The following is a 23,735-nucleotide window of genomic DNA, read 5'->3' on the forward strand; positions in this document are numbered from 1 at the left end:
GCCTCTTGTGGCAGTCCGGGGTCGGCGTCAGGCCGCCGTTACAGTCTGCAATGCCATATCGTCTCTGTGGATCAGTGCAGCACGGGCAGGATAGCCCAGCACGCTTTCAATTTCATGCGATTTCCGCCCGCAGATCAGCCGTGCCTCTGCCGCTGTGTATCTTGACAGCCCCTGCCCCAGAACGTGGCCGGCACTGTCTGTGATGGATACCGGATCGCCCCGCTCAAACTGGCCAATCACGCCGCTGACGCCTGCTGACAGCAGGCTTTTGCCGCTCTGAAGGGCATGAACGGCTCCGTCATCCAGCGCGAGGCTGCCGCGCGGTTTCATTGCGGCAATCCAGCCTTTGCGCGCCGCCTGCGGGTCAGTTTTGGCCGAAAACCACGTGGCTCCTGCCCCGTTTTCAAGCGTTTTCAGGGGGTTGAAAACCGATCCTTCGGTAATAGCCATTGTGCAGCCCGCGGCTGTCGCCGTCCGTGCTGCCATGATTTTGGTTTTCATGCCGCCTTTGGACAGCCCGGAGCCCGCGTCTCCGGCCATGCTTTCGATCTCAGGCGTAATCCGGTCTATGACATCGAACCGGCGGGCGTCCGGGTCCACCGACGGGTTGGCCGAATAGAAGCCATCGACATCAGATAACAGAATAAGCTGATCCGCGCCGACGGTCACCGCAATCTGGGCGGCAAGACGGTCATTGTCACCAAAGCGGATTTCATCCGTCGCCGTGGTGTCGTTTTCGTTCACGATCGGCACAACGCCCATGGACAACAGCTGCTCCAGCGTCGCGCGACTGTTCAGATAGCGCTTTCTGTCGGCGCTGTCTTCCAGTGTGACCAGCACCTGTGCTGTGGTGATACCGTGTGGGGCAAGCACCTCTTCATAGGCGCGTGCCAGTCTGATCTGTCCGACAGCCGCCGCTGCCTGAGACTGCTCCAGTGCCAGTTCTGTCCGGGGCAGGCCAAGCACGCCGCGCCCGAGCGCAATAGACCCCGAAGATACCAGCACCACCTGGCACCCCTGCCCGCGCAGCCAGGCCACATCGCTGGCCAGCGTTCCCAGCCAGTCGTGGCGCAGCAAACCTGTTTCCCGGTCGACCAGCAGCGCTGAGCCGATTTTCGCAACCAGACGACGTGCCTGCGTCAGGGATGCCACTGATCTGCCTCCTCCGCAGGACGCTTTCGAAGCCTGTCGTCGTCGATCTGCCCCCGCAACGCACGCAGTACCTCCGTCAGACCTTCGCGGGCGACGCCGGACATCATCATCACGGATCCGCCACTCGCCTTTTCCAACTCGTTACAGGACTCTGCGCGCTCTTCCTCATCCAATGCATCGATTTTGTTGAGCACTGTAATCCGTGGTTTACAGGCCAGGTCGCCACCATAAGCTTCCAGCTCACCGATGATGGTGGCGTAGTCCTCCGCGATGGTTTCCGACGTGCCGTCCACCAGATGCAAAAGCACAGCACAACGCTCTACGTGGCCCAGGAACAGATCCCCCAAGCCACGCCCTTCGGAGGCCCCTTCGATCAGACCCGGGATATCCGCCACAACAAATTCTGTATTGTCCACGCCCACAACCCCCAAATTGGGGTGCAGCGTAGTAAAGGGGTAATCCGCGATTTTGGGCCGTGCATTGGACGTGGCCGCCAGAAAGGTTGACTTGCCCGCATTGGGCAGCCCCAGAAGGCCCACATCGGCAATCAGCTTCAGCCGCAGCCAGAGTGTTCGTTCCACACCATCCTGACCGGGATTGGCCCGGCGCGGGGCCTGGTTGGTTGCGGATTTAAAATGCAGGTTGCCAAAACCGCCGTTACCACCGCGGGCAAGCTGCACACGCTGGCCCACTTCGGTCAGATCGCAGACAACAGTTTCCTGATCCTCATCCAGGATCTCTGTCCCTACGGGGACGCGCAGAACAATACCTTCACCGTCCTTGCCCGTGCGCTGGCGCCCCATGCCCGGCTGCCCGTTTTTCGCAAAGAAGTGCTGCTGGTAGCGGAAGTCTATCAGTGTATTGAGCCCTTCGACGGCCTCCGCCCAGACAGACCCGCCTGTCCCGCCGTCGCCTCCATCCGGGCCACCGTATTCGATATACTTCTCGCGGCGAAAGCTGACACAGCCACCCCCACCGGCGCCGGACCGGATATAGACTTTGCAAAGATCGAGAAACTTCATGGCTGTTTCCTAGCGTGACAGGGTCCTGGCCTCAATCACAGTTTTTTCAGGTATGTCCAGGTGGGCACGGTGGTATCCCGGGCCACACAAAAGCTTTCAGCATCCCCGAGATATTCAAATCCGCAATGCGTCAGCACACGTGCCGACGCTGGATTATCCTGAAACACACTGGCGAACATGGTCTTGTTTTTCATCGGATTGGCCCCGACAAGCGCCTGCACCGCATCGGACGCCAGCCCGGTATTCCAGTAGGGCGGCGCGACCCAGTACCCAACCTCGGACTGCTCGCGGTCCATCCGCTCCAGAGATATCAGCCCCATCAGTTCCGAGGCGCCGCCTTTTGTGCCATCCATCGCCCAGATGTCTTCTTCGCGCGCGTCAGCAAGCGCGCGATCAACAAACGCCTCTGTCATACCGGGTGGTACCGGATGCGGGATCGAGGTGGTCATGCGGGCAACCCGTTCGTCGCTCCAATAAAGCTGGATCAGCCCCATGTCAGAACGGCGCAGCGGACGCAGATCAAACCGCTCCGTCTCGATGACAGCCTGAACAGGTATTTTCTTCATTTCCATCGTCATGTTCCTCCTCCGAACAGTACGAAAAGCACCGATGCAACCGTAAGGGCAGCAAGGGTCCACATCAGATAAGGTTCCGCGCGCGTTCCCGCTACGGTGCGCGCGATGCCCTCACCAGCAAGTGTCCACATGGGATGCAAAAGCAGCTGGCAGGCGAGCAATATCGCAGCAATAGTTGCTGTTGCCTCAAGAGTGGGCGTGCCCGGGGCAACAAATGCGGTAAAACCGCCGACAATCATCGCCCAGGCTTTGGGGTTCAGCGGATGCACAATCAGTCCCGCGGCGAATCCGGGTGCGGCCCCCTGCCCTGTGTCGGTTCCCAGACGCAGGTTTGCCACCTTCCACGCAAGCCAGATGATATATGCGGCCGAGAGGTATTTGAGCATTTCGAACACCCAGGGGGCCCTGTCCGCCAGCTCCATCAGTCCGAAACCCACAGGCCAGATGACCAGCTGTTTGCCCAGTGCGACGCCAGCGACAAAAGGCAGCGCAGGCCTGAAACCAAAACGTGCACCGGTCGCCATCAGCGCCATATTCGCGGGGCCCGGAGTGCCGATCTGACTGGCGGCAAAAACCGCAAAACTCGCGACTGCGACACTCATTGAACTGCCGCCCACCGATCCGCAGGAAGCATCATATGCTGGACCTCAATCTCTGCATCTTCCAGAAGGCTGTGGTGCCACGCACGGTCCGTATCCGTGAAGCCAAGCCCGCAGAGCACCCGGCGCGAGGCCGCATTGCCGATCCGGTGCCCTGACATCAGCGGCGCCTGCGTCTGTTCAAAGTATCTGTCGATCAGTGCGCGGGCAGCCTCGCTGGCGTATCCCTGACCCCAATATGGCTCGCCCAGCCAATAGCCAAGCTCCTCATCAATCCCGCAACCGCCAATCAGCACGCCGTCCAGGGTGATGGCAAGGGCCTCATCCCGCTCACGACGCCGGGCAAAAAATGCCTGCGCGTCAGCCTCGGTGTAGGGATGCGGCACATGCGGCAACCAGCGCGCCACATTGCGATTGCCAATGAGCGCTACCAAAGCCGCCGCATCCCCTGCCTGATGGGGACGCAGCACGAGGCGTTTGGTCTGGATGCATTCTGACATCGTCTTGGCCTAACACTTGGGTGTGGCAGAAATAAAAAAAGGACCGGCGGTTCCGCCGATCCCGTGATTTTCAAACCTTGTGGGTGCGGCTTACTCTGCGGCCTCCGCCGCTGGCAGAACCGAAATAAATGTGCGGTTTTTCAGACCTTTGTGAAAGGTCACTGCGCCATCAACGGTTGCAAAGATTGTATGGTCTTTGCCCATACCAACACCTTCGCCCGGCCAGAACTTTGTCCCGCGCTGACGGACAATGATGTTGCCGGGGATCGCTTGCTGACCACCGTAGAGTTTCACGCCAAGACGGCGACCCGCTGAGTCGCGGCCGTTACGGGATGAACCACCTGCTTTTTTATGTGCCATCTGGTCTCTCCTTAGCCTTTAGCCAGTTCTTTGGCCTGTTCGATCCAGCCTTCGCGCTCGATCCGGCCTTTGAACGACAGTTTCTCGTCCATAGCAGCAACGTCCTCTTCGGTCCATGCTGCAATCTGAGCAAAGGTGGTCACGCCGCCTTCGATCAGCTTTTTCTCAAGCGCCGGGCCAACGCCGGACAGCTTTTTCAGATCATCCGCACCTGCAGCCGCCTTGGGCTCTGCTTTGGCTTTCGGAGCCTCCGATTTGGCTTCGGCTTTCTTCGGCGCTGCTTTCTTCGGTGCAGCCGCTGCAACAGCAGATGCCGACACGGAGCCTGCGCCCATAGCAGCTTTCACGCCCGACTTGTCAGCGCCGGATGCCAGGATGTCTGTGACTTTGATCAGTGTCAGCTTCTGACGGTGACCTTTCGTGCGCTTGGAAGAGTGCTTCCGGCGGCGCTTGACGAAGTTGATAACCTTTTCGCCTTTGACCTGGTCCACGACCTCGGCCTGAACACCTGCGTCTTTCACGAAAGGTGCGCCCACAACGGTTTTGTCGCCGCCGAGCATCAGAACTTCGTTGAATTGTATTGTTTCGCCTGCGTCAGCTGCCAGTTTCTCGACACGGAGCATATCTCCGGCCTGAACTTTGTACTGCTTGCCGCCGGTCTTGAGAACCGCAAACATGCGTCTTTCCTTTTCTCTGCCGCGTCCTGTGGTCCCCGGAACCGGGTGTTTCGGCCTGATGGCCACCTCGGACTGCGCATCCCGTCTGGGGATGTACGTTGAAAACAGACCTGCCGGTTTTATCCGCCCGGCCTGAGTGAAGCCGCCAGATGCACCAGTCGGCCCGCTTTGTCAAGCGCCGCATCGTTCAGATGTCGTTGCCAGCCGCACTGAGCGCAACGGCCCTGCCCAGAGCATAGGAAATCTCGCTGAACATACCGTCAAAACCTTCGAAAAGCGCGGCATTCAGGGCCCGACCGCTGTCTGAGACAGAGAACTGCATATAGGCGTCCAGATCCTCTGCGCTCACCGGCTGATAGGCCATCAGCAGAAAGGCCCCCAGCCAGCTTTCTGTGTCAGCCTGAATTTCGTCGCGCTGGGAATAGACCTCGGCCAGCATCTGGTCTTCGGTCTGCTCAAAAAGCCCACCATCTGACAATCCAAGAAGAAACTGGTAGTTTGACGTCATGGTGCCCGACACATTGCGCGTGATCAGATCGAGGTCTTCCATGTATCCCACGACCAGTGCCGCATTACCGTCATCTGTGTCGATGTTCTGCTCCCATGCTGCGCGCGCGGCTTCCTCAACCGCCGGATCAGACATTGCGCGCCTGGCTGCGTTCTCCAGTGCCACGATGCGACTGCCTGTGTCAGACCCGAACCACTCAATCGCCGCATCGGCCTGCGCAGAGGTCATTCCGACACTCAGCGATGCATAAATGTGCTCGTCCATGCGCGACTGGCTGTAGATCTGCCCGACATGCTGGTTCAGAAAACCACCACCGTGGCCATTCAGCATTTCCGCATCAATTTCGCCCGCATAGTCCAACCCTTCACTGCGCAGAATTGCCGTGACCTCGCTGACGCGGAGCAGATCCATCAGAACCGTGATACGGGCGTCTGCGAGAACAGCTGTGCCCGGCCAGACCAGCGTTACCGCGAGCAGGACGGCGCGCAGCATCTCACAGCTCCTGATCGGGCTGCAGATTTCGCATCCGCTTTGCCAGCGCCTCATAACGGCCCGCCATGATCTCGAACTGAACCGCATTCATCAGTTCATAGACCGTTTGCATCGTGGGATGTTCCAGCGCATCGGCATAAGCAGAAATATCTTCGTCGGGAAAGGCCTGGTAGGTATAGGCAGACCCTGACAGCGCGGACATCTGCAGACTGCGCCGCAACTCGCCCTCCTGACGCTCAAGGTTCTCACGCAGATCGGCCTCGTCCATCTGCAACTCGATCACGCCGGCCACAGCTGCGGCCATGAGAAACCTGACCTGAACCTCGTGGATTGCGTGTACCGATGCATCCTCCGATCCGATTGCCGCGTTCAGTCGCTTGATTTCAGCAAGGCGGGGCGATCCCAGCCGTACCAGGCCCGCAACAATCGCTTCACCTGCTTCTTTTTTCAATTCATCATCATCCTTGAGATGAGACGCGTTTTCGACCTCGACCAGCCTGCGCCCGAGATCTGAGGCATAAAAGCTGACCGCATGCTCCAGCATTTCCTCGTCAAGGGTCTGCGACAGCATGCTGATCGCCTCTTCATGCATGATTTCTGTATCGAACACCTCGTCAGCGAGGCGGGTCCAGCGGGTGCCAAACGCATCCGCTTCCAGCCCCAGCATCAATGGCGCGCTTTCCGCAGAAAGCCGGATACTCTCAAGCGCCACGTCAAACCCGGTCACTTCCAGAAACGCCTCCAGACGATCGGTATCACTGACAGCGGCGACACCCGGGCCCGTCACCATACCGCTCATCATCACCAGCGCCGCAAAACAGGCGCGCAAACTGAATGTCATGTTTTTTTCCTCACTGGCTCGTTGCCCCGGAAGGTAGTTGTTTAAGGATAAGGAGCAATGAAAATTCCCGTGTGGCGCCCGAAATGGCCATTCTTCCCTTGCCAGCGGCAGGAAAGGCGCATAAATCCGCCTGCACCAGACCCCCGCGGAGAGGTGCCGGAGTGGTCGAACGGGGCGGTCTCGAAAACCGTTGTGGGTGCAAGCCTACCCAGGGTTCGAATCCCTGTCTCTCCGCCACAGGCTTTTCTGAATCAGAAACGCCAGCTCCCTTCAGATCGGAGAACTGATCGGCAGTAGCATCGCAGATGCAATGAGAGCGTCCAGGGTTGGAACGATATCACGTTTGCTGCGCCGCACCATCTCTTCAAGCGATCATGTGGGTACGGGTATTGAATTCTCAAAGACTGTTTGCTGAAGTCGCCTGCCCTGCGCGAGCGAATAAATTTGTGGTCTATTTGCGGCCTTTTGCCTGGCTTCCATCGCGTCCGGCTTGGTCGATCATCCTCCTTCGTGTCCGTCCCACCGTTTTGTGACAAATCAGCCGATAACGCCTTTGGGAGCACCTCTGCTCTCAGGCGTTCCTGTACTCCAGCACAACGCGCCAGAATGTTTCTCCGAAGGGTTTTCAAATGCCTTTCCGTTTCCTTCCGGCGGCCCCCCACTCTGCGGTGCTATTCTTGTACAGGTCTATCCGTGTGAAGCGCCCGTCCTTGCGCAGACTGCGGATTTCGATTGCGTAGCCGTTGTGAAAATATCCTGTGAACGATTGAGCGTGATCAGATGCCGCGTGCCGCCGTTGCGATTTTCCGGCGCTCTGCCGTTCTGTTTCTGAAAGGATTTGGCGCAGACGGCCGTGGTGTTTTTGCAGACGATGATACCATTTTCTCCGTCGGTTCGATAAGCAAGGCCGTCACTGCACGCGTCGCAATGCGTTCAAAAGAGGCCGGGAGACTGACACTGGAAACGTCTGTTGGCGCAAGCATACCCGAGCTCAGGAATACAGATGCAGCTGGCTGACGAACCGCCCGTTCCTGCCATTACTGTTCGGCTGTGTTCACTGGTCACTTAGTGGCTGTCCTACGGGAACATTCACTTAATAGATGAATATCCATACGTGAGACTCGGCGAAGCAGTCAGATCAGTTCCCGCGTGCGTTGTTGCAGTGCAGGAATGACCTCATCCTCAAACCATGGATTGGATTTCAGCCATCGATTGTTTCTGGGGCTGGGGTGCGGGAGAATGATCTGTCTGGGCCAAACGTCGGCCCATGATTTAACGGAAGAAGTCACGGTTTGGCCTGAATATTGCGGCAAGTGCCAGTCGATCGCGAAACGCCCGATGATCAGCGTAAGTTCAACCGCTTGCAGATGTCGCAGAACGCGGTCGCGCCATGCTGGCGCACATTCGGGCCGGGGCGGAAGATCACCCCCTTCTCCAGTGCCCGGAAAGCAAAACCCCATGGGAACAATGGCGATTTTTGACTTGTCGTAGAAAGTCGTGCGATCCACCCCTAACCAGTTTCTCAACCGGTTGCCTGAGGGGTCATCAAACGGGACGCCCTTGTGATGCGTGATCCGCCCCGGAGCCTGCCCGACAATCAACAATCTGGATGACGCGCTGAATTGCAAAATAGGGCGTGGGCCCAGGGGGAGACTTTTGCATATGGAACAGGAACGGACTTCATCCAGAAGATTTTCAGAGGCCGGGTCGTTTCCCATGCTTTGTCCTTTGTGAGACGGGGCCGCAGATGTTTGCGGCCCCTGAAGGAGTTTCGCTTAAACTGTTGCCGATTGTTCTTCGGGCTGGTGCAGCCCGACAACTGCAAGAACCGTCAGGCCGAGACCAAGGTAGTACCAAAAGTCCAGGCCAGAGAACCCCAGCACAAGGGGAGCTGCCACAAATGCAATCCCGACGAGACCGTCAACGGTCAGATGGAGGCTGTAGGGCAGAATGCGGATGACACCCAGATGATGGTCTGTCAGCAACGTCAGACCTAACGCAGCAATCCCGGTTACAACCGACAGCCAGAACGCCAGCGGAGCAGTTGCGCCGAGCCCGAACAGAAACGGCATGGCGATCAGACCAAGGGCAACAGGATAGTCCAGATAGGCGTGGATCGTTTTTGTGATGAAACGTGGAAACATGGTGTTGTCTTTCTCTATGAGGTGCCGTTTGCCGGCTTCGATAGAGTAAACCTGGTCGCGATCCGTTCTCAAAAACATGCCAGATAGTTCGCCTTTTTGTGCAGATCGTTCAAAAGTCAGAACGAATTGAGTTATCGACTTTGCGGAACTCAGCTGGTGTCACTCCGGTCTCCTTTTTGAAAGCCCGGGTAAATGCGGAATCGGAGGCATATCCGGCGCTTTCGGCGGCATCGGTGAGGGAGGCATCGCTCTGTTGCAGAACCCTCTTGGCAATTTCCATCCGCCAGGCAGTCACATATTCCATCGGCGGCATCTGCATCATCTTTTGAAACTGAACCGCAAAGCCGGTTCGCGACATACCTGCCGCAATGGCAAGTGTTTCGACCGTCCAGCGCTCTGCGGGCGCTTTGTGAAAGGCATCCAGCGCCCGGCTCAGGTTCTTGTCGGAAAACGCACCGAGGGCCCATTCGTTTGCTTCGCCGTTTTCAATAAAGCTCCTGATGGCCTGGGCGAGGATCACTTCGGACATCTTCAGCGCAATCAGGTCTCCTCCTATTTTGCGCCCGCCGGCCTCTTCCCCGATCATACGCAGGGTCGCTTCCATCCAGCGGCCCGCGCTTTCACCGTAGTTCATCAAATGGATGTAGGGCGGCAACCTTTCCATCAGGATGTGCCGGGATCTCGGCTCAAACGCGAAATGGCCACAGATGAGCTGGGTCTCGCTTTGTGGCTCATCTCCGCCATAAACCAGCACCCCTGAGCCATCGAAACCGGACCGCTCCAGCACGACATCCAAAGGCATGATCGTGCGCTCCGGGTCGTGTCCACAGTAGAGATCATGTGATGCACCGTGCGGGATGATGATGAGATCGCCCTGGTTCAGCGATACAGGATCCGCCACATCTTTGACCCTCACCATGCAGCTCCCCCTGTGGGCAAAGTGAAACCGGGCCACATCTTCGTAACTCGGTACCGCAACGCCCCAGGGTTTGGTGAAGGAGGTGCGAAAGTACAACGTACCACGCATCGACAGGTTGGTGAGAATATCACTGAGCAGATCAAGCATGTCACTACAATAGGGCGCCATGCGCACCTGTACAGACATCTGAACGATCTGCATGAAAGTTGGGACGTTCAGGCATGTATCCCGCGTCCCGGTTCGAATTACTGCTGTTGGATCACAACAACCAATGGAGTATTCAAAATGAAAATGCTGATATCCGCAATTGCCGTGGCGGTCGCCATGACCCTCGCACAGGCGTCTGCGCAGGACGTTGCAGAGATGAATGATCTGGAATTTGCGCACATCGCATATACGGCCGACAATATCGACATCCGCTATGCCCATCTGGCGCTTGCTTTGTCATCGAATCCGGACATTCATGAATTCGCAAACACGATGATCCGCGACCACACGGCCGTCAACGCAGCGGCGCTCGGCCTTCTCGACAAACTGGGTGCGACCGCACAGGACAACCCCGTCAGCCAGACGCTGAATGCAAATGCTGAAGAAATCATCGATGGTTTCGTGAAGTTGCGTGGCGCGGAATTTGACGCGGCCTATGCAGCCAATGAACTCGCCTATCACCAGGCGGTCAACGACCTTGTCGAAAATACGATGATTCCCAACATCGACAATGCCGAAGTGAAAGCGCTGTTCGAGCAGGGTCTGGAGATATTCAGGGCCCATGAAGTGCACGCTGAAATGATGGTCAAAGCCTTGCAGTGATGGAACGGCTTCACTCACGTCGCAACGTATTGGTGGGGGCGGTCGTGTCAGCGACCGCACTTGCCTTCACCCGCAAAGGTGCGCACGCCCAGGAACCCGGAATTCACGTTGTGCAGATCACCAAGTTTGCATTTGTACCGGATCGGCTGGAGGTTTCTGTTGGAGATACAATTCGATGGACAAACCAGGATCTGGCTCCCCACACCGCCACCGCTGGCGGATTCGGTTGGGACAGCAGCGAAATCGTGAACGGCAGCAGCGCCGAGATTGTCGTCACCGAAGGAATGGAAACTTCCTATTTCTGCGTTTTTCATCCGCATATGAGGGCCACGCTCGAAATTTCGGGGAACCGGGAACCACGATGAACCGGATGAAACCCGCGGCTCCGGCGCTTTCCGTTTCTGACCCTTCCGCCCAGGCAGAGAATTTCCGGAACCCTGTCAGCAGTATCGCAACCAAAGACAGCTTGTATTCTAAGTGTCTGCCGCGCTGAACGTCGTGCCCGGAAGTACGGTGGCCGCCAGGGCAAAATTTTCCCGGTTGTGGATTGATTTGAGCTTTGCGCACCAAGCGAGCGCACCTTTCCCGGTTCCGTTCCCGTCATTACACCGTTTGCCGCATTTTTCCCCTTTTGGATGCCGGGCAAATTTGGGTGTCTGAGACTTTTCCCACAGCAAAGAGCGACTTTAGTGAACATCTAACAGTTGCTTAAAGTGCACTCCTGACCAGTTTCGCCTGTTCAAACGACAACCTGTCTCGCCGCAGGAAACGCTCCGTGCACCGGGGCTTCTGTTTCACCGGAGTTTCGCCTTTGGCCTGAAAACTGCACGCTCTGATGCACGAAAACCGCATTACTATTTAAAAAATTTCCTGATGCATCGAATAATTCGTTTGCCCGGCGCGTTCTCAGAACATGTGGACGCGGTGTTCACCTGTACCGGGAGGAAAGAAGTATGAAGTTTTTAACTGGGGCTGTCTGTGCATTGGCCGTCACAACGTCTGCAGCACTGGCTGGTGGGCACGCAAACTGGTCTTCTGTTGACGACCAGTCAAGTGTGGCCTTTGGATCTGTCAAAAATGATGATTTTGGCGAGGTGCATCACTTCACAAAAGTTACCGGCACCGTCAGCGAAACGGGAAAGCTGGAGATCAGCATCGATCTGGCTTCTGTGCAGACTAATATCGACATCCGGAACGAACGGATGATCGAATATGTTTTCAAGGCAGCAGGACCAACGGCGGTGATTTCGGGGCAGATCGACATGGAGAGCCTCGCCGCTCTTGAGACCGGTGACACCATGATCTCCGAAATTGAAGCTGACCTGAGCTATGCCGGAACCGAAAATACCATTGATGCCGCGATGCTGATCGCCCGGCTGGGCGAAGACCGCGTTCTGGTCACGACGGCGGACTTCATCATGCTTTCGACTGCTGATCTGGGTCTGACGGCCGGGATCGACAAGCTGATGGATCTGGCCTCTCTGGACGGGATCACGCGCGTGACGCCTGTTGCAGTGCGTATGGTCTTTGAAAAGTGATCGCTTGTGTAATGAGTTTGCCCCTGCCCCGGTTTTCGGCTCTGGTGCGGGGGCGGTTTTTGACACAGTCTGGTCGGGCGGCAGGGTCCGGTGTGCAGATACAGCAGACAAGCGGGCGCTGTTCAGAGGACCCAACCCTGCGAAGAGGCACATGTACAACGGATGAAAATCTGGTCCGCAAAGGCGGCGGCTGAAAGTGTTCGGCATGCAATGCCGGGCGTCTTCCCGCGCATCTGGCGCTACAGTCTGTCGCTGACCGGCAACCGGGACAGCGCGGACGATCTGGCTCAGGCGGTCTGTCTGCGCGCGATGGAGCACGCTGACCATTTTGAGCCCGGCACCAGACTGGACAGCTGGATGTTCCGGATCGCCCATAACCTGTGGGTGAGTGGGTTGCGCAAAACTGCCGTTCGCACGGGTGGCGGACTGGTCTCAGTCGATGACACGGTCATTCAGGACCTCTCGCCTGGTCCGGAGGAAAGTACTCTGAACAGGGAAGTTCTGCGCGCGGTCCTCAGATTGCCGGAAGCTCAGAGAGAGACCGTCTTACTTGTTTATGCCGAAGGATACAGCTACCGGGAAGCAGCCGGTATTCTGGATGTCCCGATCGGGACAATAATGAGCCGCCTTGCGACGGCGCGGGCCACGCTGGGCAAAAAGTTCAGCGACGAGGAGACGCAGAATGCAGGATAAGCGCTTCACAGATGAACAACTGGTTGCCTTTCTGGATGGAGAAAACGACCACGCGCCGGTGCAGGAAATTGCTGAAGCACTCACACACGATACGGCGCTTGCAGCACGTGTCAAGGCATTGCGCTTGGACACAGCCGGGCTGGCGCTCAGCTATGCAAGCCTGCTCAAACCGGACAGCGCACCGCCGCAGTCTAAACCTGTGGCCTCCGGAAATGTGCGTCAGATATCGCTCGCGGCCAGCGTCGCTCTTGTGGCTGGCATTGCGATCGGAAGCCTCTGGCCGGGCGAACGCGGTACTGGCTGGCGGGACTATGTAGCCGCTTATCAGGCGCTTTACGCCACCAGCACTCTGGTGGGTATCAATTCCGACGAAGCCATCCGGGCCGCCGAACTCGTGAGAGTGGGTACGGCAATCAGCAAATCAATCGAACTGGCACAGCTCGAAGCCTTTCCGGAAGCCGAGTATAAACGGGCGCAGCTTCTGAGTTTTGAAGGCAATGACCTGGTGCAGCTTGCGTTTCTCACAAAAACCGGTGAGCCGCTGGCGCTGTGCATCATCCGATCAGACAAAACATCGCCTTCGGTCCCGGTTACCGGACAGATGGAAAACATGCAGTCCGCGCACTGGTCAGACGGATCGCATGAATATCTGCTGATCGGCGGAACGGACGAGGACCTGATCGGGCGGATGGCGGCGCAGTTTGCCAGCATGGGGGTATAACCTTCCGCGTCGACCCCGAGTAACAGAAAAACAGCCAGCCGGGCGGACCCCGTCACTGCGCGCCGGCGGCACCCTCGGAACTGTTGTCAACCATCTCGGAATGCCCGGCACGCAGGAAATCACTCAGCTCCTCGAAGCTCAGAGGTTCAGCAAAGTGGTAGCCCTGCAGAGTGTTGCACCCCATTTCCATCATCAGATCAGCATGTTCCGGGGTCTCAACCCCTTCCGCCGTAACAGCGATACCGAGCGACCTGGAAATGTCGATAATGGAACGCACCATGTCACGACATACGTCAGAATCCGGCGCCCCCAGAACAAGACGCTGGTCAATCTTGAGCACATCCGGGTTCACCTGCATCAGACTGATCATGGAAGCATGGCCAGACCCAAAATCATCAATTTCCAGCAGCAGCCCCTGATCGCGGATCAGGTCGAGTGCAAAATCAAGATATTCAGGGCGATCATCCAGGAACACAGATTCGAGAATTTCAAATGAGATCCGTGTCTGCCGCAGATCCTGCCTGCTGACCATTGCAACCAGTTCGGGATCAGCGATCCGGTCCGCCGTTACATTGAACGAGATCTTGGGAGGGGCCAGTCCCGCATGTTCGAGGATTTTTATATCATCCAGCGCTTTTTCGGTGACCATCCTGTCCAGTTCATTGAGCAGGGACAACTGTTCGGCAACATCAAGAAAGGCAGCCGGCGTTAACAGGCCCTTGTCTGGCTGTTTCCACCGGGCCAGTACTTCCACGCCCGAAATTTTTCGCGTGCCCGCATCAAACTGGGGCTGATAATATGGTACGAATTCACCACGACCGAGACCAAGGCGGATGAGCTCCGCGGTATCGCGTGTTTCAATCGCCGAGCGGTGCAACTGCTCGTCATAAACAGCCAACTGGTTTCGTCCGGCAGATTTGGCCGCATAAAGGGCGGAATCCGCAGCCCGCACAAGATCGGGTGCATCCACAAGTCCGCAGCCTGAACAGGCAATTCCAAAGCTGGCACCTGTCTGAATCAGCTTGCCGTCGTAAGGGATAGGTGAGGTAATGCGGGCGCGGATCGTTTCGGCGACAAAGCACGCCCTTTTGATGTCCGCACCCGGCTCGAGAAGGATGATGAACTCGTCTCCGCCGACCCGCACCGCCAGATCCTTTTCCCGCACTTCTTCGCGCAAAATCCGTGCAACTTCACAAAGCACATGATCGCCGGCTTCGTGGCCCATGGTATCGTTGACGTTCTTGAAATGATCGAGGTCAATGCGGATCACCGCGATCGCGGCTGCGCCGTGGAAAAGACTGCGTTTTTCGAAGACTGCGTTGAACCGGCGGCGGTTGGCAAGGCCGGTCAGCTCATCATGCAATGCCTGATGTTCGATGGCCTCGCGTGCTTCGCGCAACCGGGTTTCCTGTGCTTTTCGCTCACTGACATCGCTGGAAATCGACATGTATCCATAGGGATTGTTCTGCTCGTCAAAAAGCGGCGCGATACTGATACGCGCCCAGTATGGAAAACCAAGTTTACTGTAATTGACCAGTTCCACGCGCACCGGCTCTGTTGATTCCAGCGCGATTCTGATCTGATCAACCTCGCGCTGATCTGTGTTTGGTCCCTGCAGCAGAGCGCCCGGTTTTTTACCGATCAGTTCGTCGCTGCGGTAACCGGTCATGCGCGAGAAAGCCGGATTGCTCCAGACGATCTTCTCTTCCATATCCGTAATAAGAATAGCCTCTTCGGCCTTGCGGGCGATTGAGGCGAGTTCGGTCAGTTCTTTTTGTTGTGCGCGCAGCTTATTGCGGGAGGCTTCCAGATCTGCGTGCGGTTTCAGAATGGTGTGCCGCCCGGCCCAGCCAAAGGCTGCAAAGGGCAGGAACAGCGCCAGCGCAACCGCAAGTACAGTGCTGGAAATAAGTTCCTGGCCAATCCTCGAAATCAGCGACGGGTCCGTGCGCAGCACCATGGTCAGGCCAGGAACCGCCAGCTGGACCCTGTGATCAGCAGACGCTGCTTCTGAACTGGTGGAGTCAACGATCTTAAACAAAGCGCCCATACGCGCCGCGCCCGGTCCGTCCGTACCGGGGGTGATATCCGCGACGGCAACGACAGCGCCTTCTGGCAGCCCCCCATTGAGCACCGGAACTGCGATCATGATCTGTCCCTGCTCTACTGTTCCTCTGGCTTCCGCGGCCATCCAGCTGGACTGTTGCATGCCGGTGCCAAGCACCCGCTCGGCGAGCCTGCCTGCCTGCGCATCCAGCCTTTCACGGCGCGGCGCACCAAGAGCGTCCGGCCGGATTGGGGCATCGTAGCGCGCTATGACATCCGCGCTGTAGTCAAAGAAGTAGATCTGCCTCAGTCCGACCGGCAATGAGAGGTCGTCAAGACGATCGAGCGTCCGATCGATGGAAATCGTATTGCCCATCACAAACGAAATCAGCTGAGGTTCAGAGGCTATATACACCGACAGGCTGGTAACCGGTTCAATGCGCTGATCAAGCCTGGCCGCCTCGCGTTCCACCAGAATCTCCGCTGCATCCCGCTGAGACTGAACAAGATATGGTCGTGACGTCAGCCAGACAGCCGCAGCTGAGCTGAGTACTGCAAACAGAAAAACGCCGCTGAGCAGCATCCAGAAAACATGATAGATTGTAATCCGGGTTTTCATTGGCCGGGCCTGGCCCCGCGTTCTGCAACTGGCAAAACCAGATGTCCGCTTGCTGAATATGCGGCGACACACAGGTCATCACCCCCAAGCGCCTCGTGCGCATCGGCATCCGCCTGACTGAATGGTCTGAAAGGCCGCCTGTATGTTTTAAGAATACCATCCACCGGGGTTTGCAGGTTTTCCAGAGCACCGCGTACGGCCCGGCGTTTTGCATGAATATCTGCGTCAGCCCAGTTCGGAGACTGCATCGCCTGCCCAGTCGCTGCGAGGAAAATACGCGTTATATCATAAGCGTGTACAAATCCGGTCATTGCAGGCACGTCAGACAGAGACTGAAACCCGCCCTGATCTTGGCCCGCCAAGGCCAGAACACGTTTCACCTTGACCGTTCTGATCTGTTCGGCTGTCAGGGCGCATGTCTGCAGCACTTCAATCCGCATTTCTTCGCGGATTTCATGTGCTACGGTTTTCTCAAAGTCGCCCGCCGTGATGCCCCAGTGGCTCAGGATACGCGGCGACACATTCTGCCTGAACATCTCACGTACCAGCAGGCTGCCGTTGTTGTCAGAGGCGAGCATGATCAGGCAGTCGCGTCCCGCTGCACCGATCTCCCCGGCGATACGTGCAGCTTCGGCCTCGCCCACCGCGGCAGGGAACGTCCAGACCTGCGGGACCATGTCGGACCGGGCCGAAAATCTTTCCAACAGTGCAATCCGGTTTACGCGCCCCCACCCTGTGTCGACGAGCAGCAGTCCGGGCGCTTTGCAGTCATGTACTTCTATTGCCCGGCGCACAAAGAAATCGGCCGACTTTGTATCATCAATGGACAACCGGAAAATCCAGTTTTCCCGGCTTTCCGGAGATCTTGTAATCGGACCTGCCGCGGACCACGGCAAAAGCATAAGCCAGCCTTCTTCGTTGATCAGGCGACGGTTTGTCAGATAGGGCGGCGAATTCACCCCCCCGATCACAGCCAGTGCGTTCGGATCCGAACCATAGGTCTGCAACGTTCGCAGAGAACGTTTCACATTTCCACGGTGATCAATTGGCCGGACCTCAATACTGTGCCCGTCAACCTCATTGCCGGATTCAGCAAGAGCTGTCCGCACACCCAGCTCAATCGCATCGGCCGCCTGGGTCCCGTGCGAAAAATCCGCGTCGATGTAGAGCCGCAAGGGTTCTGCCTGAACAGAAGCTGTCCACAACAGGCAAAAAGCTGTCAGTTGTCGTAATCCCGGCAGCTTCATAACACTCTCTTAACCCGCAAAACCCACGAAGACACCGCTCCGCACAGCTGCATCATACCGTGACAGCAGGTTAAAAAGTATTAATCCGTGCGCTTCAGAAGGGTGCGCCCGGCAACTCAATAGTTCGCATTTGGTGTAAAATCAGACGGACGTCAGGAGGTGTATCCGGCGACCACCTGCAACAGCCGGAAGGATGTGGCCGCATCATTTTCAACGACAGCCAGGAATTCTTCGGTGCCGAGTCTCAGGGCTTCAAACTCACTGGTGGCGCGCATTGTCAGCGCCCGGGGGACATTCCGGATCAGTCCTAACTCACCCACCAGTTGTCCGGGGCCCACTTCGGCGACCAGATCCTCGCTGCCGTCTTCCTGCGGATTGTAGAGACCGGCTGTTCCGGACAGAACCATGTATGCGCCGTCCACCGGATCGTCGTTCTTGGTAAAAATTGTCTCACCAGGGGCCGCCCCGTACCACCGCGCGCCAAAAGCCAGAAGCCGCAGCTGACGCCGGCTGAGACCAGAGAACATATCGGTGGCCTCCAGTGCACGCACCTTGCGCATCAGATCTGCACCTGCCGCTGTCTCCGCGCTGCTTTCCTCTGCAGCACCGTCAGTCACAAGACGCCCCTGGACCACCTCAAGATGCACATCAAAAATGTCGGGCGTCTCAAAACTGTCGGACAGATAAATCAGCATTGTGTCCGGCAACAGACGCCGCAGGTTCCGGTGCATTTCAATGCGAACAGACTGATCAAACCCGGCAAGCGTTTGTTCCAGAACCAGAATGTCCGGCTTCTTGATGGCAGCACGGCAGAGCGCCAGAGGCTCTGCAAACACAGTCGGAAGGTTGCCCCCGTTCAGCCCAAGCGGCAGATCAAAGATCAGCTGCATGACCTGTGGGCGCAGTCCTGCAGCCTCAAGGGCGTCTGAAACGATACGGCGCAGCTCATCTGACCGGGCACCGGCAGCCTCAGAAATACGGCCAAACAGAGCGTTCTCGAGGACCGTGAGGCCAGGTGCCGCATGAGCCGGATCGAGGGGCGCATAGAGATCCGTCAGCGCATCCAGAACCGGGCCGGATATGCCCTTTCGGCCCTCCAGAACTTCACGCCGGATCTGCTCGGGGAATGCCGGACCAATCTGCTCGGCCGTGATCTGAGCCGGCAGGGACATCAGCAGACGTTTTTCCGCATCCGGCAACTGTATCGTCGGGCGCGACCTCTGGCGGCGTCTGATCTGAACGGCCTGCTCGTAAAGCGACGGATCCAGACCCAGTTTTCGGAACAACGGATGCTCTGTTCCGTCCGTGCCAAAGGTCTGGTTCAGCAAATCCACGATCTCAAAGGCGAGCCGCAAAAGACTTTCTTCCAGCTTGAGCTTTGAAAGCAGATCAAAGAGTTCGGACTGATCCGCAAGTTCCGCCTGCGACATGGGGCGACGCGGTGATGCAAAAAACAGGTTCCCGACCACGGTCAGCGAAGGGTTATAGGTGTCGCGATCGAACGGGTAGACGTGTTTGTCCAGACCTGCCGCCTTTACCGCATCGCGGATTGCCGGACGGGCGGCAATTATTCCCGTAAGCAGTTCGGCCTGTTCTTCCCCGGTCAGCACCTGATCGAGTGATCTGCGGAAAAGCATGTCGCCGGACCCGGTGGCGTCGACCAGTGTCAGCCACCATTCGCGCAGTTCATCAGTGGAGGAAAGTCCCGCAACCTCCGGATCAAGCCAGTCAGTGCCCAGAATGTCGGGACTGTTCCCCGCCAGAACCGCTTCCCGGGCCAGTCGTTCTGCGTCCGGATCACTTGCAGAGCCTGGTGTTGCCCGCAAAGCTGTCATCACATTGTCGCCAAACGATCCCTGAAAAAGCACCGGGCGCGCGCCTGCGTGTCCGATACGTGCCGAAAGAACCAGCTGATGCAGTTCCGACAACGGATGGCCAGCCACCGTTATGTCACCGCCGACAGGGATCACTTCCCGGATCAGCACATCCGCAAGCGCTCGCCGGTCCTGTTCGCTGGCAGCGGCAATGCCGACAACCGAACCTTTCGGGAATTGCGCGGAAACACCATCCAGAACCGTGTTTCCATCCGCGTCAGTCACGGTAACTGCGTTAAGCTCCACCGCCCCGTCCAGACGCGGAAGAGTGGCTGGTGTGCCGCTCATCAACGCTTCTGGAATGACGCCGGAGGGCGAGAAGCGCTCCATCACGGTCTCCCACCTCAGGCTCATGTCCTGCGCCTGGTTGTAGTACGTCAGCAGCTCCTTCCAAGGGGAGCTGAGGTCTTTGTACGCAGCAAGAGCGGCCACCAGCGCGCCAAGGGATACCGCGCCCTGAATGACCAGATACCCTCCGATCGCAAAGAAAAAGAACGGTGTAAGCTGGGTAATGAAGTTGTTGATAAACTTCATGAAGAATTTCTTCTGGTAGATCTGGAAACGGATCCGGTAGACCACGCCCAGCCGGTCTGTGATCATCGCCAGCCTGTACCGCCAGCCACCGTGCGCCCGCAGGTCGGATGCCCCCGCCGCACTTTCTCCGATCAGCGCCGCCAGTGTCCGGACTTCACGGATACGTTTTTTGTTCATCAGGTTGATCTGGCGCTGAAGCCTTGGGATCAGCCACGCCTGAAGTGGAATGAGCGCAACCGCGGCAAGCCCGAACCAGACACTCTGCAGAAAAAGGAAAAACAGAATGGTGAGCATCTGGCCGGCCTGAAGAACGGGCTGTGTCAGCGCATCACCCATCATCCCGCCCATCGGCTCGGTTTCGCCCGTGATCATCGCGACCAGCTCACCCTGGGACGTGCGCTGAAAATAGGGTCGCGGAAAACGCATCATCCGTGCAATCAGCCCATAGCGCAGACGCCGCAGCATCCGTTCAGACAAAACGCCTTTCATCGTGTTGATCCGCATCTTCAGCAGCCCGTGGCACAACACAGCCAACAGGAAAACGCCGCACAGCACCCAAAGGTAAGACACCTGATCCAGCGTCATACCCAAAAGGCTGATCTGGGAGGTCTGGGATCCGATCGCATCGTTGATGATGCGTTTGGGAAGTTCGAGTGTCAGGAAGAGAAACGGGAAAAGGGTGCAGGTAAAGGCCAGCAGGATAAACTGATCCCGCCTGGAGTATTTCCAGATGAACTGAAAAAGTGTCTTTTCGATCCTGCGTACCCCCCCTGTGCCGGGGATTTGTCCCTGCATTCCTTGTAGGAGCGGGACGGCCACCTCGCAAAGCTTTTTCGCCATACATGCCGAAATTCAGCGTTTCACTGCACTCTGTGGTTGAAGTTACTGATTTCAGGCCGGTTTCAGCAACAGGGAACTGTTCGCGGCCCGCGATGTGCGCCGCTCAGAGCCTGCGTTCTGAACGCGAAGACCTGCGTCGGAATTGTCATTGGCCCGCCCCATCACTGTCAGAACTCTGCCGCAGTCTGCGGGCATAAGTGCACGGTGTGCGGCGCGTCCGCACCGGAAGGAGCATACAAATGCACATAAACCATTGTGAGAAAAACCGCCGGCACGGCCAGCTTTTTGAACTTATCCGACAGGAAAGTCAGGCGGCCAATACCGGAAAGAAAACCCGGAACACCAGGGCCCGGGTCACCACATCAGCGGATATGGAAAGGCTGCTCAAGGCAGCACAGGAATCGCTGCAGGCGTCCGTGTAACGAACGCCTGCACAGTACCATTCAACAGGCGATCAGGCCCTGATCAGAAGAACGCCTCGGCGTTAAGGCCGATTGTCATCGCGCCAACCAGTTCGCCGGTCGCCGGGTCTGTCAGAGAAACCGAGATCTGACCCTGATAGCTCTGCGAGCTTTCGTCGAATTCAACCGCGTCCACAAACACTGCTCCGGAACCCGCACCGTAGCTCTTGGAATACTTTGCTTCGTCACCCTGCCAGTAGTCGGACGTGACGTCGCTGGCCGCGACATTCAGACCAAGGGCGTCCATCACAAAGATTTCGGTGATCCGGCCGCCGGATTCGGCAACCTTTTGTTTGAGCATGGCCGAAAGCTCGCGTCCCATAACTTCGCTGATGAGCGGCTGATCCGATTGTCCCACCTCAGCGCGCCAGGCGGTATCCCAGGCCGTGATCTGATCTGCAGACGCCCCTGCGGTTTCCGCGTTCTGTGCGACCACGGCAGAGATCACTTCCGGGCTCATCGCCCATTCCATGACGTTGCTGTCCACGAATGTTCGCATGGCTGGCGGCGCATCGACAGCCTGTGCCATGCTGGCGGCGATCACCAGCGGTGCTGAAAGAATAATTTTACGGAACATATACCCGTCCTTTGCGTTGCATCTGGCCCACGCACACGGTGGGTCCCTGACGGGATGCTAGACACAGCGGGCTTAAGAGAAGGTAAAGCCTGACCCGTCAGGCGCGAAATCCCGTTGCCACAACAAATTTTTCTGAACTGTCGGAGCGCGAAGATGGTGGTTTGATGTTTGCCACTTTCGCGAATCGCTGTTTCAGCAGCTTTTGCAACTCGCCTTCCGCACCACCGGCCAGAACTTTGGCGACAAATGTTCCACCCTCGTCCAGAACATCAAAAGCAAAGTAGGCGGCGGCTTCGCACAGAGAGATAATCCGCAAGTGGTCGGTCTGCTTGTGACCGGAGCTGGCCGCCGCCATGTCAGACATCACAACATCTGCCTTGCCACCGAGCCATTCGCGCACCTGCTGATCTGCGTCCTCGTCCATGAAATCGAGCTGGTAGAGATCACAGCCGGCAATCGGCTCCATCTCCTGCAGATCAACACCCAGAATGCTGCCAATCGCCTTGCCCTGCTTTTCACCCAGGGCATTTACACGCTTAACGGCCACCTGGCACCACCCGCCTGGTGCTGCACCCAGATCTACCACGCGGGCGCCCGGCACCAGAAACCGGTACTTGTCGTCCAGTTCCATGATCTTGAAAGCCGCCCGGCCCCTGTACCCTTCGGCCTTTGCCCGTTTCACATAGGGATCATTCAGCTGCCGCTGCAGCCAGCGCGTTGAACTGAGTTTGCGGCCGCGCGCGGACTTGACCTTGACCTTGAGATCACGCTGACCGCGGCCGGAAGTGTTCTTGCCGGTCGGAGATCTGCCAGTGGGTGTCTTCGCCATCAGAATTCTCCGTCTTCGAGAACGCCATCACCGCTCATCTGCGCATAAAGCAGCCCTTCACGCAGCCCTCTGTCCGCCACAGACAACCGATCTGTCGGCCAGCACCGCATCAGGGCCTGCAGAATGGCTGCACCTGACATGATCAGTGCCTGTCGGTCCTGCCCGATCCGGGGGTCAGCGCGCCGCCCTTCCGGTCCAAGGGCCAGATACGAGCGAATGACGCGCTCAATTTCCTCGGTTGTCATACTGAGACCGTCCACCTTGGTTCGGTCGTACCGTTTCAGGCCCAGGTGGCATGCGGCCACGGTTGTCACGGTCCCGGATGTGCCGACGATCTGGAATTTCTCGTGTTTATGGGTGTCATGGTAGGGCGAGAAATCTGACAGGTTCTCCTCAAAGAACCAGCTCATCAGGGCAAACCGTGCTGCATCATCATCCACATCGCTGAACTGGTCCCTGAGTGTCGCAACCCCCAGGGGCACGGAAATCCAGTCGACAACCCGCGCCGAAGGCTCTCCGGACAGGCCGCCGCCAAACCCGCTGTGAAGGCGCATTATAGATGCAGGCCGCTCACGCGGTGGTACTTCGCTCAGATCGATCCAGACCAGTTCTGTGGATCCACCGCCGATGTCGACAACCAGCAGGTTTTCCGTGGTCCGGCTGACCAGCGGCGCGCAGGAAATCACGGCAAGCCGGGCTTCTTCCTGCGGTTTGATGATATCGAGAAGCAGGCCTGTCTCGCGTTTGACGCGCCGGATGAACTCGCCCGCATTATGCGCCCGCCTGCAGGCCTCGGTGGCAACCAGACGCATGCGGCGGACCTTGTTGCGCCGCAGTTTCTGCTGACAGATCCGCAATGCCTGGATCGTACGACCCATGGACCCGTGCGACAGGCGTCCGGTCTTTTCCAGGCCCGCGCCAAGCTGCACGGACTTTGAAAAGCTGTCCACAACACTGAACCCCGAACCTTTTGGCTGGGCGATCAGCATGCGGCAACTGTTTGTACCAAGGTCCAGTGCAGCATAGAGCTCACCAGGCCTCGGCGGAACTGGCGCGGGGCTCAGAGCCGTCGTATCGTCGAGCACGCCCGCACCTCTGGGACGCTGTGGCGCCATCGTATGCGCCTTTCATATCGGGTTGAGTTTAACCTAGACACT

At 57.7% G+C, this 23,735-nt stretch carries 25 protein-coding genes and 1 tRNA gene; 8 read left to right on the top strand and 18 right to left on the bottom strand.

The window, feature by feature from the left end; genetic code table 11:
• Positions 1 to 27: 27 nt before the first annotated feature.
• The 9 genes from proB to Q1A34_RS02550 all read right to left on the bottom strand — a co-directional run bounded on the left by proB (position 28) and on the right by Q1A34_RS02550 (position 6,726).
• Positions 28 to 1,152 carry a glutamate 5-kinase gene (gene proB, locus Q1A34_RS02510; protein ID WP_300030288.1) on the bottom strand — a complete coding sequence of 375 codons (1,125 nt, stop codon included), beginning with the start codon at positions 1,150 to 1,152 and terminating at the stop codon, positions 28 to 30.
• Positions 1,140 to 2,174 (bottom strand): GTPase ObgE, encoded by a 1,035-nt coding sequence (gene obgE / locus Q1A34_RS02515; RefSeq protein ID WP_300030290.1) that lies wholly within the window; start codon positions 2,172 to 2,174, stop codon positions 1,140 to 1,142. Before obgE ends, proB begins: the two co-directional genes overlap by 13 nt.
• 35 nt (positions 2,175 to 2,209) lie before the next feature.
• A complete protein-coding gene (locus tag Q1A34_RS02520; protein WP_300030293.1) occupies positions 2,210 to 2,746 on the bottom strand; it encodes a GNAT family N-acetyltransferase in 537 nt (178 codons plus the stop codon).
• A 2-nt stretch (positions 2,747 to 2,748) separates the two neighbouring features.
• Positions 2,749 to 3,351: a LysE family translocator gene (locus tag Q1A34_RS02525; RefSeq protein WP_300030296.1), complete on the bottom strand. Its 603-nt coding sequence runs from the start codon at positions 3,349 to 3,351 to the stop codon at positions 2,749 to 2,751.
• Positions 3,348 to 3,848 carry a GNAT family N-acetyltransferase gene (locus tag Q1A34_RS02530; protein WP_300030299.1) on the bottom strand — a complete coding sequence of 167 codons (501 nt, stop codon included), beginning with the start codon at positions 3,846 to 3,848 and terminating at the stop codon, positions 3,348 to 3,350. The genes Q1A34_RS02525 and Q1A34_RS02530 overlap by 4 nt, the downstream gene beginning before the upstream one ends.
• A gap of 90 nt (positions 3,849 to 3,938) precedes the next feature.
• The gene (rpmA, locus tag Q1A34_RS02535) at positions 3,939 to 4,208 is read right to left on the bottom strand and encodes a 50S ribosomal protein L27 (protein WP_300030302.1); all 270 of its coding nucleotides are present in this window, start codon (positions 4,206 to 4,208) and stop codon (positions 3,939 to 3,941) included.
• Positions 4,209 to 4,219: 11 nt separating this feature from the next.
• Positions 4,220 to 4,885 carry a 50S ribosomal protein L21 gene (locus Q1A34_RS02540; RefSeq protein WP_300030305.1) on the bottom strand — a complete coding sequence of 222 codons (666 nt, stop codon included), beginning with the start codon at positions 4,883 to 4,885 and terminating at the stop codon, positions 4,220 to 4,222.
• A 187-nt stretch (positions 4,886 to 5,072) separates the two neighbouring features.
• Positions 5,073 to 5,885 carry a DUF2059 domain-containing protein gene (locus Q1A34_RS02545; RefSeq protein ID WP_300030308.1) on the bottom strand — a complete coding sequence of 271 codons (813 nt, stop codon included), beginning with the start codon at positions 5,883 to 5,885 and terminating at the stop codon, positions 5,073 to 5,075.
• Between the two features lies 1 nt (position 5,886).
• Positions 5,887 to 6,726, bottom strand: coding sequence for a DUF2059 domain-containing protein (locus Q1A34_RS02550; RefSeq protein ID WP_300030311.1), 840 nt, complete (start codon positions 6,724 to 6,726; stop codon positions 5,887 to 5,889).
• A 147-nt stretch (positions 6,727 to 6,873) separates the two neighbouring features.
• Between Q1A34_RS02550 and Q1A34_RS02555 the strand changes: the two genes are divergently transcribed.
• Positions 6,874 to 6,963 (top strand) — tRNA-Ser (locus tag Q1A34_RS02555).
• 543 nt (positions 6,964 to 7,506) lie between these two features.
• Positions 7,507 to 7,743, top strand: a complete 237-nt coding sequence (locus tag Q1A34_RS22025; RefSeq protein WP_366942797.1) for a serine hydrolase — start codon at positions 7,507 to 7,509, stop codon at positions 7,741 to 7,743.
• A 116-nt stretch (positions 7,744 to 7,859) separates the two neighbouring features.
• On the opposite strand, the gene Q1A34_RS02560 is transcribed toward Q1A34_RS22025, so the two are convergent.
• The 3 genes from Q1A34_RS02560 to Q1A34_RS02570 are packed head-to-tail and all read right to left on the bottom strand — an operon-like array spanning position 7,860 to position 9,990.
• Positions 7,860 to 8,444 carry a uracil-DNA glycosylase family protein gene (locus Q1A34_RS02560; RefSeq protein WP_300030314.1) on the bottom strand — a complete coding sequence of 195 codons (585 nt, stop codon included), beginning with the start codon at positions 8,442 to 8,444 and terminating at the stop codon, positions 7,860 to 7,862.
• 57 nt (positions 8,445 to 8,501) lie between these two features.
• Entirely contained in the window at positions 8,502 to 8,948 is a 447-nt protein-coding gene (locus tag Q1A34_RS02565) for a hypothetical protein (protein WP_366942798.1), read from the bottom strand.
• Between the two features lie 31 nt (positions 8,949 to 8,979).
• Positions 8,980 to 9,990: an AraC family transcriptional regulator gene (locus Q1A34_RS02570; RefSeq protein WP_366942799.1), complete on the bottom strand. Its 1,011-nt coding sequence runs from the start codon at positions 9,988 to 9,990 to the stop codon at positions 8,980 to 8,982.
• An 84-nt stretch (positions 9,991 to 10,074) separates the two neighbouring features.
• Here Q1A34_RS02570 and Q1A34_RS02575 point away from each other — a divergent pair, with 84 nt between their 5' ends.
• From Q1A34_RS02575 to Q1A34_RS02595, 5 genes are all read left to right on the top strand, one after another.
• On the top strand, positions 10,075 to 10,599 hold the full coding sequence (locus Q1A34_RS02575) for a DUF4142 domain-containing protein (protein ID WP_300030317.1): 525 nt from the start codon (positions 10,075 to 10,077) through the stop codon (positions 10,597 to 10,599).
• Positions 10,599 to 10,964 (top strand): cupredoxin domain-containing protein, encoded by a 366-nt coding sequence (locus Q1A34_RS02580; RefSeq protein WP_300030320.1) that lies wholly within the window; start codon positions 10,599 to 10,601, stop codon positions 10,962 to 10,964. The genes Q1A34_RS02575 and Q1A34_RS02580 overlap by 1 nt, the downstream gene beginning before the upstream one ends.
• A gap of 588 nt (positions 10,965 to 11,552) precedes the next feature.
• Positions 11,553 to 12,137 (top strand): YceI family protein, encoded by a 585-nt coding sequence (locus tag Q1A34_RS02585; RefSeq protein ID WP_300030323.1) that lies wholly within the window; start codon positions 11,553 to 11,555, stop codon positions 12,135 to 12,137.
• 162 nt (positions 12,138 to 12,299) lie between these two features.
• Complete coding sequence (locus Q1A34_RS02590; protein ID WP_300030325.1) at positions 12,300 to 12,830, top strand: RNA polymerase sigma factor; 531 nt, start codon at positions 12,300 to 12,302, stop codon at positions 12,828 to 12,830.
• Positions 12,820 to 13,551, top strand: coding sequence for a hypothetical protein (locus tag Q1A34_RS02595; protein ID WP_300030328.1), 732 nt, complete (start codon positions 12,820 to 12,822; stop codon positions 13,549 to 13,551). Before Q1A34_RS02590 ends, Q1A34_RS02595 begins: the two co-directional genes overlap by 11 nt.
• 52 nt (positions 13,552 to 13,603) lie before the next feature.
• Here the strand turns inward: Q1A34_RS02595 and Q1A34_RS02600 are convergent, their stop codons facing one another.
• The 3 genes from Q1A34_RS02600 to Q1A34_RS02610 form a co-directional block, all read right to left on the bottom strand.
• Positions 13,604 to 16,216 carry a bifunctional diguanylate cyclase/phosphodiesterase gene (locus tag Q1A34_RS02600; protein WP_300030330.1) on the bottom strand — a complete coding sequence of 871 codons (2,613 nt, stop codon included), beginning with the start codon at positions 16,214 to 16,216 and terminating at the stop codon, positions 13,604 to 13,606.
• Positions 16,213 to 17,463, bottom strand: a complete 1,251-nt coding sequence (locus Q1A34_RS02605; RefSeq protein ID WP_300030333.1) for an ABC transporter substrate-binding protein — start codon at positions 17,461 to 17,463, stop codon at positions 16,213 to 16,215. Before Q1A34_RS02605 ends, Q1A34_RS02600 begins: the two co-directional genes overlap by 4 nt.
• A gap of 152 nt (positions 17,464 to 17,615) precedes the next feature.
• Positions 17,616 to 20,666 (bottom strand): ABC transporter transmembrane domain-containing protein, encoded by a 3,051-nt coding sequence (locus tag Q1A34_RS02610; RefSeq protein WP_300030336.1) that lies wholly within the window; start codon positions 20,664 to 20,666, stop codon positions 17,616 to 17,618.
• Between the two features lie 284 nt (positions 20,667 to 20,950).
• On the opposite strand from Q1A34_RS02610, the gene Q1A34_RS02615 reads away from it, so the two are divergent.
• Positions 20,951 to 21,133, top strand: coding sequence for a hypothetical protein (locus tag Q1A34_RS02615; RefSeq protein ID WP_300030339.1), 183 nt, complete (start codon positions 20,951 to 20,953; stop codon positions 21,131 to 21,133).
• 43 nt (positions 21,134 to 21,176) lie between these two features.
• Here Q1A34_RS02615 and Q1A34_RS02620 read toward each other — a convergent pair whose 3' ends face one another.
• The 3 genes from Q1A34_RS02620 to Q1A34_RS02630 form a co-directional block, all read right to left on the bottom strand.
• Entirely contained in the window at positions 21,177 to 21,749 is a 573-nt protein-coding gene (locus Q1A34_RS02620; protein WP_300030342.1) for a hypothetical protein, read from the bottom strand.
• A gap of 97 nt (positions 21,750 to 21,846) precedes the next feature.
• Positions 21,847 to 22,578: an RlmE family RNA methyltransferase gene (locus Q1A34_RS02625; protein ID WP_300030345.1), complete on the bottom strand. Its 732-nt coding sequence runs from the start codon at positions 22,576 to 22,578 to the stop codon at positions 21,847 to 21,849.
• Positions 22,578 to 23,693, bottom strand: coding sequence for a Ppx/GppA phosphatase family protein (locus Q1A34_RS02630; RefSeq protein ID WP_300030348.1), 1,116 nt, complete (start codon positions 23,691 to 23,693; stop codon positions 22,578 to 22,580). Before Q1A34_RS02630 ends, Q1A34_RS02625 begins: the two co-directional genes overlap by 1 nt.
• Between the last annotated feature and the right edge of the window lie 42 nt (positions 23,694 to 23,735).

It is taken from the genome of uncultured Roseobacter sp. (assembly GCF_947491795.1).
Taxonomy (GTDB): Bacteria; Pseudomonadota; Alphaproteobacteria; order Rhodobacterales; family Rhodobacteraceae; genus Roseobacter.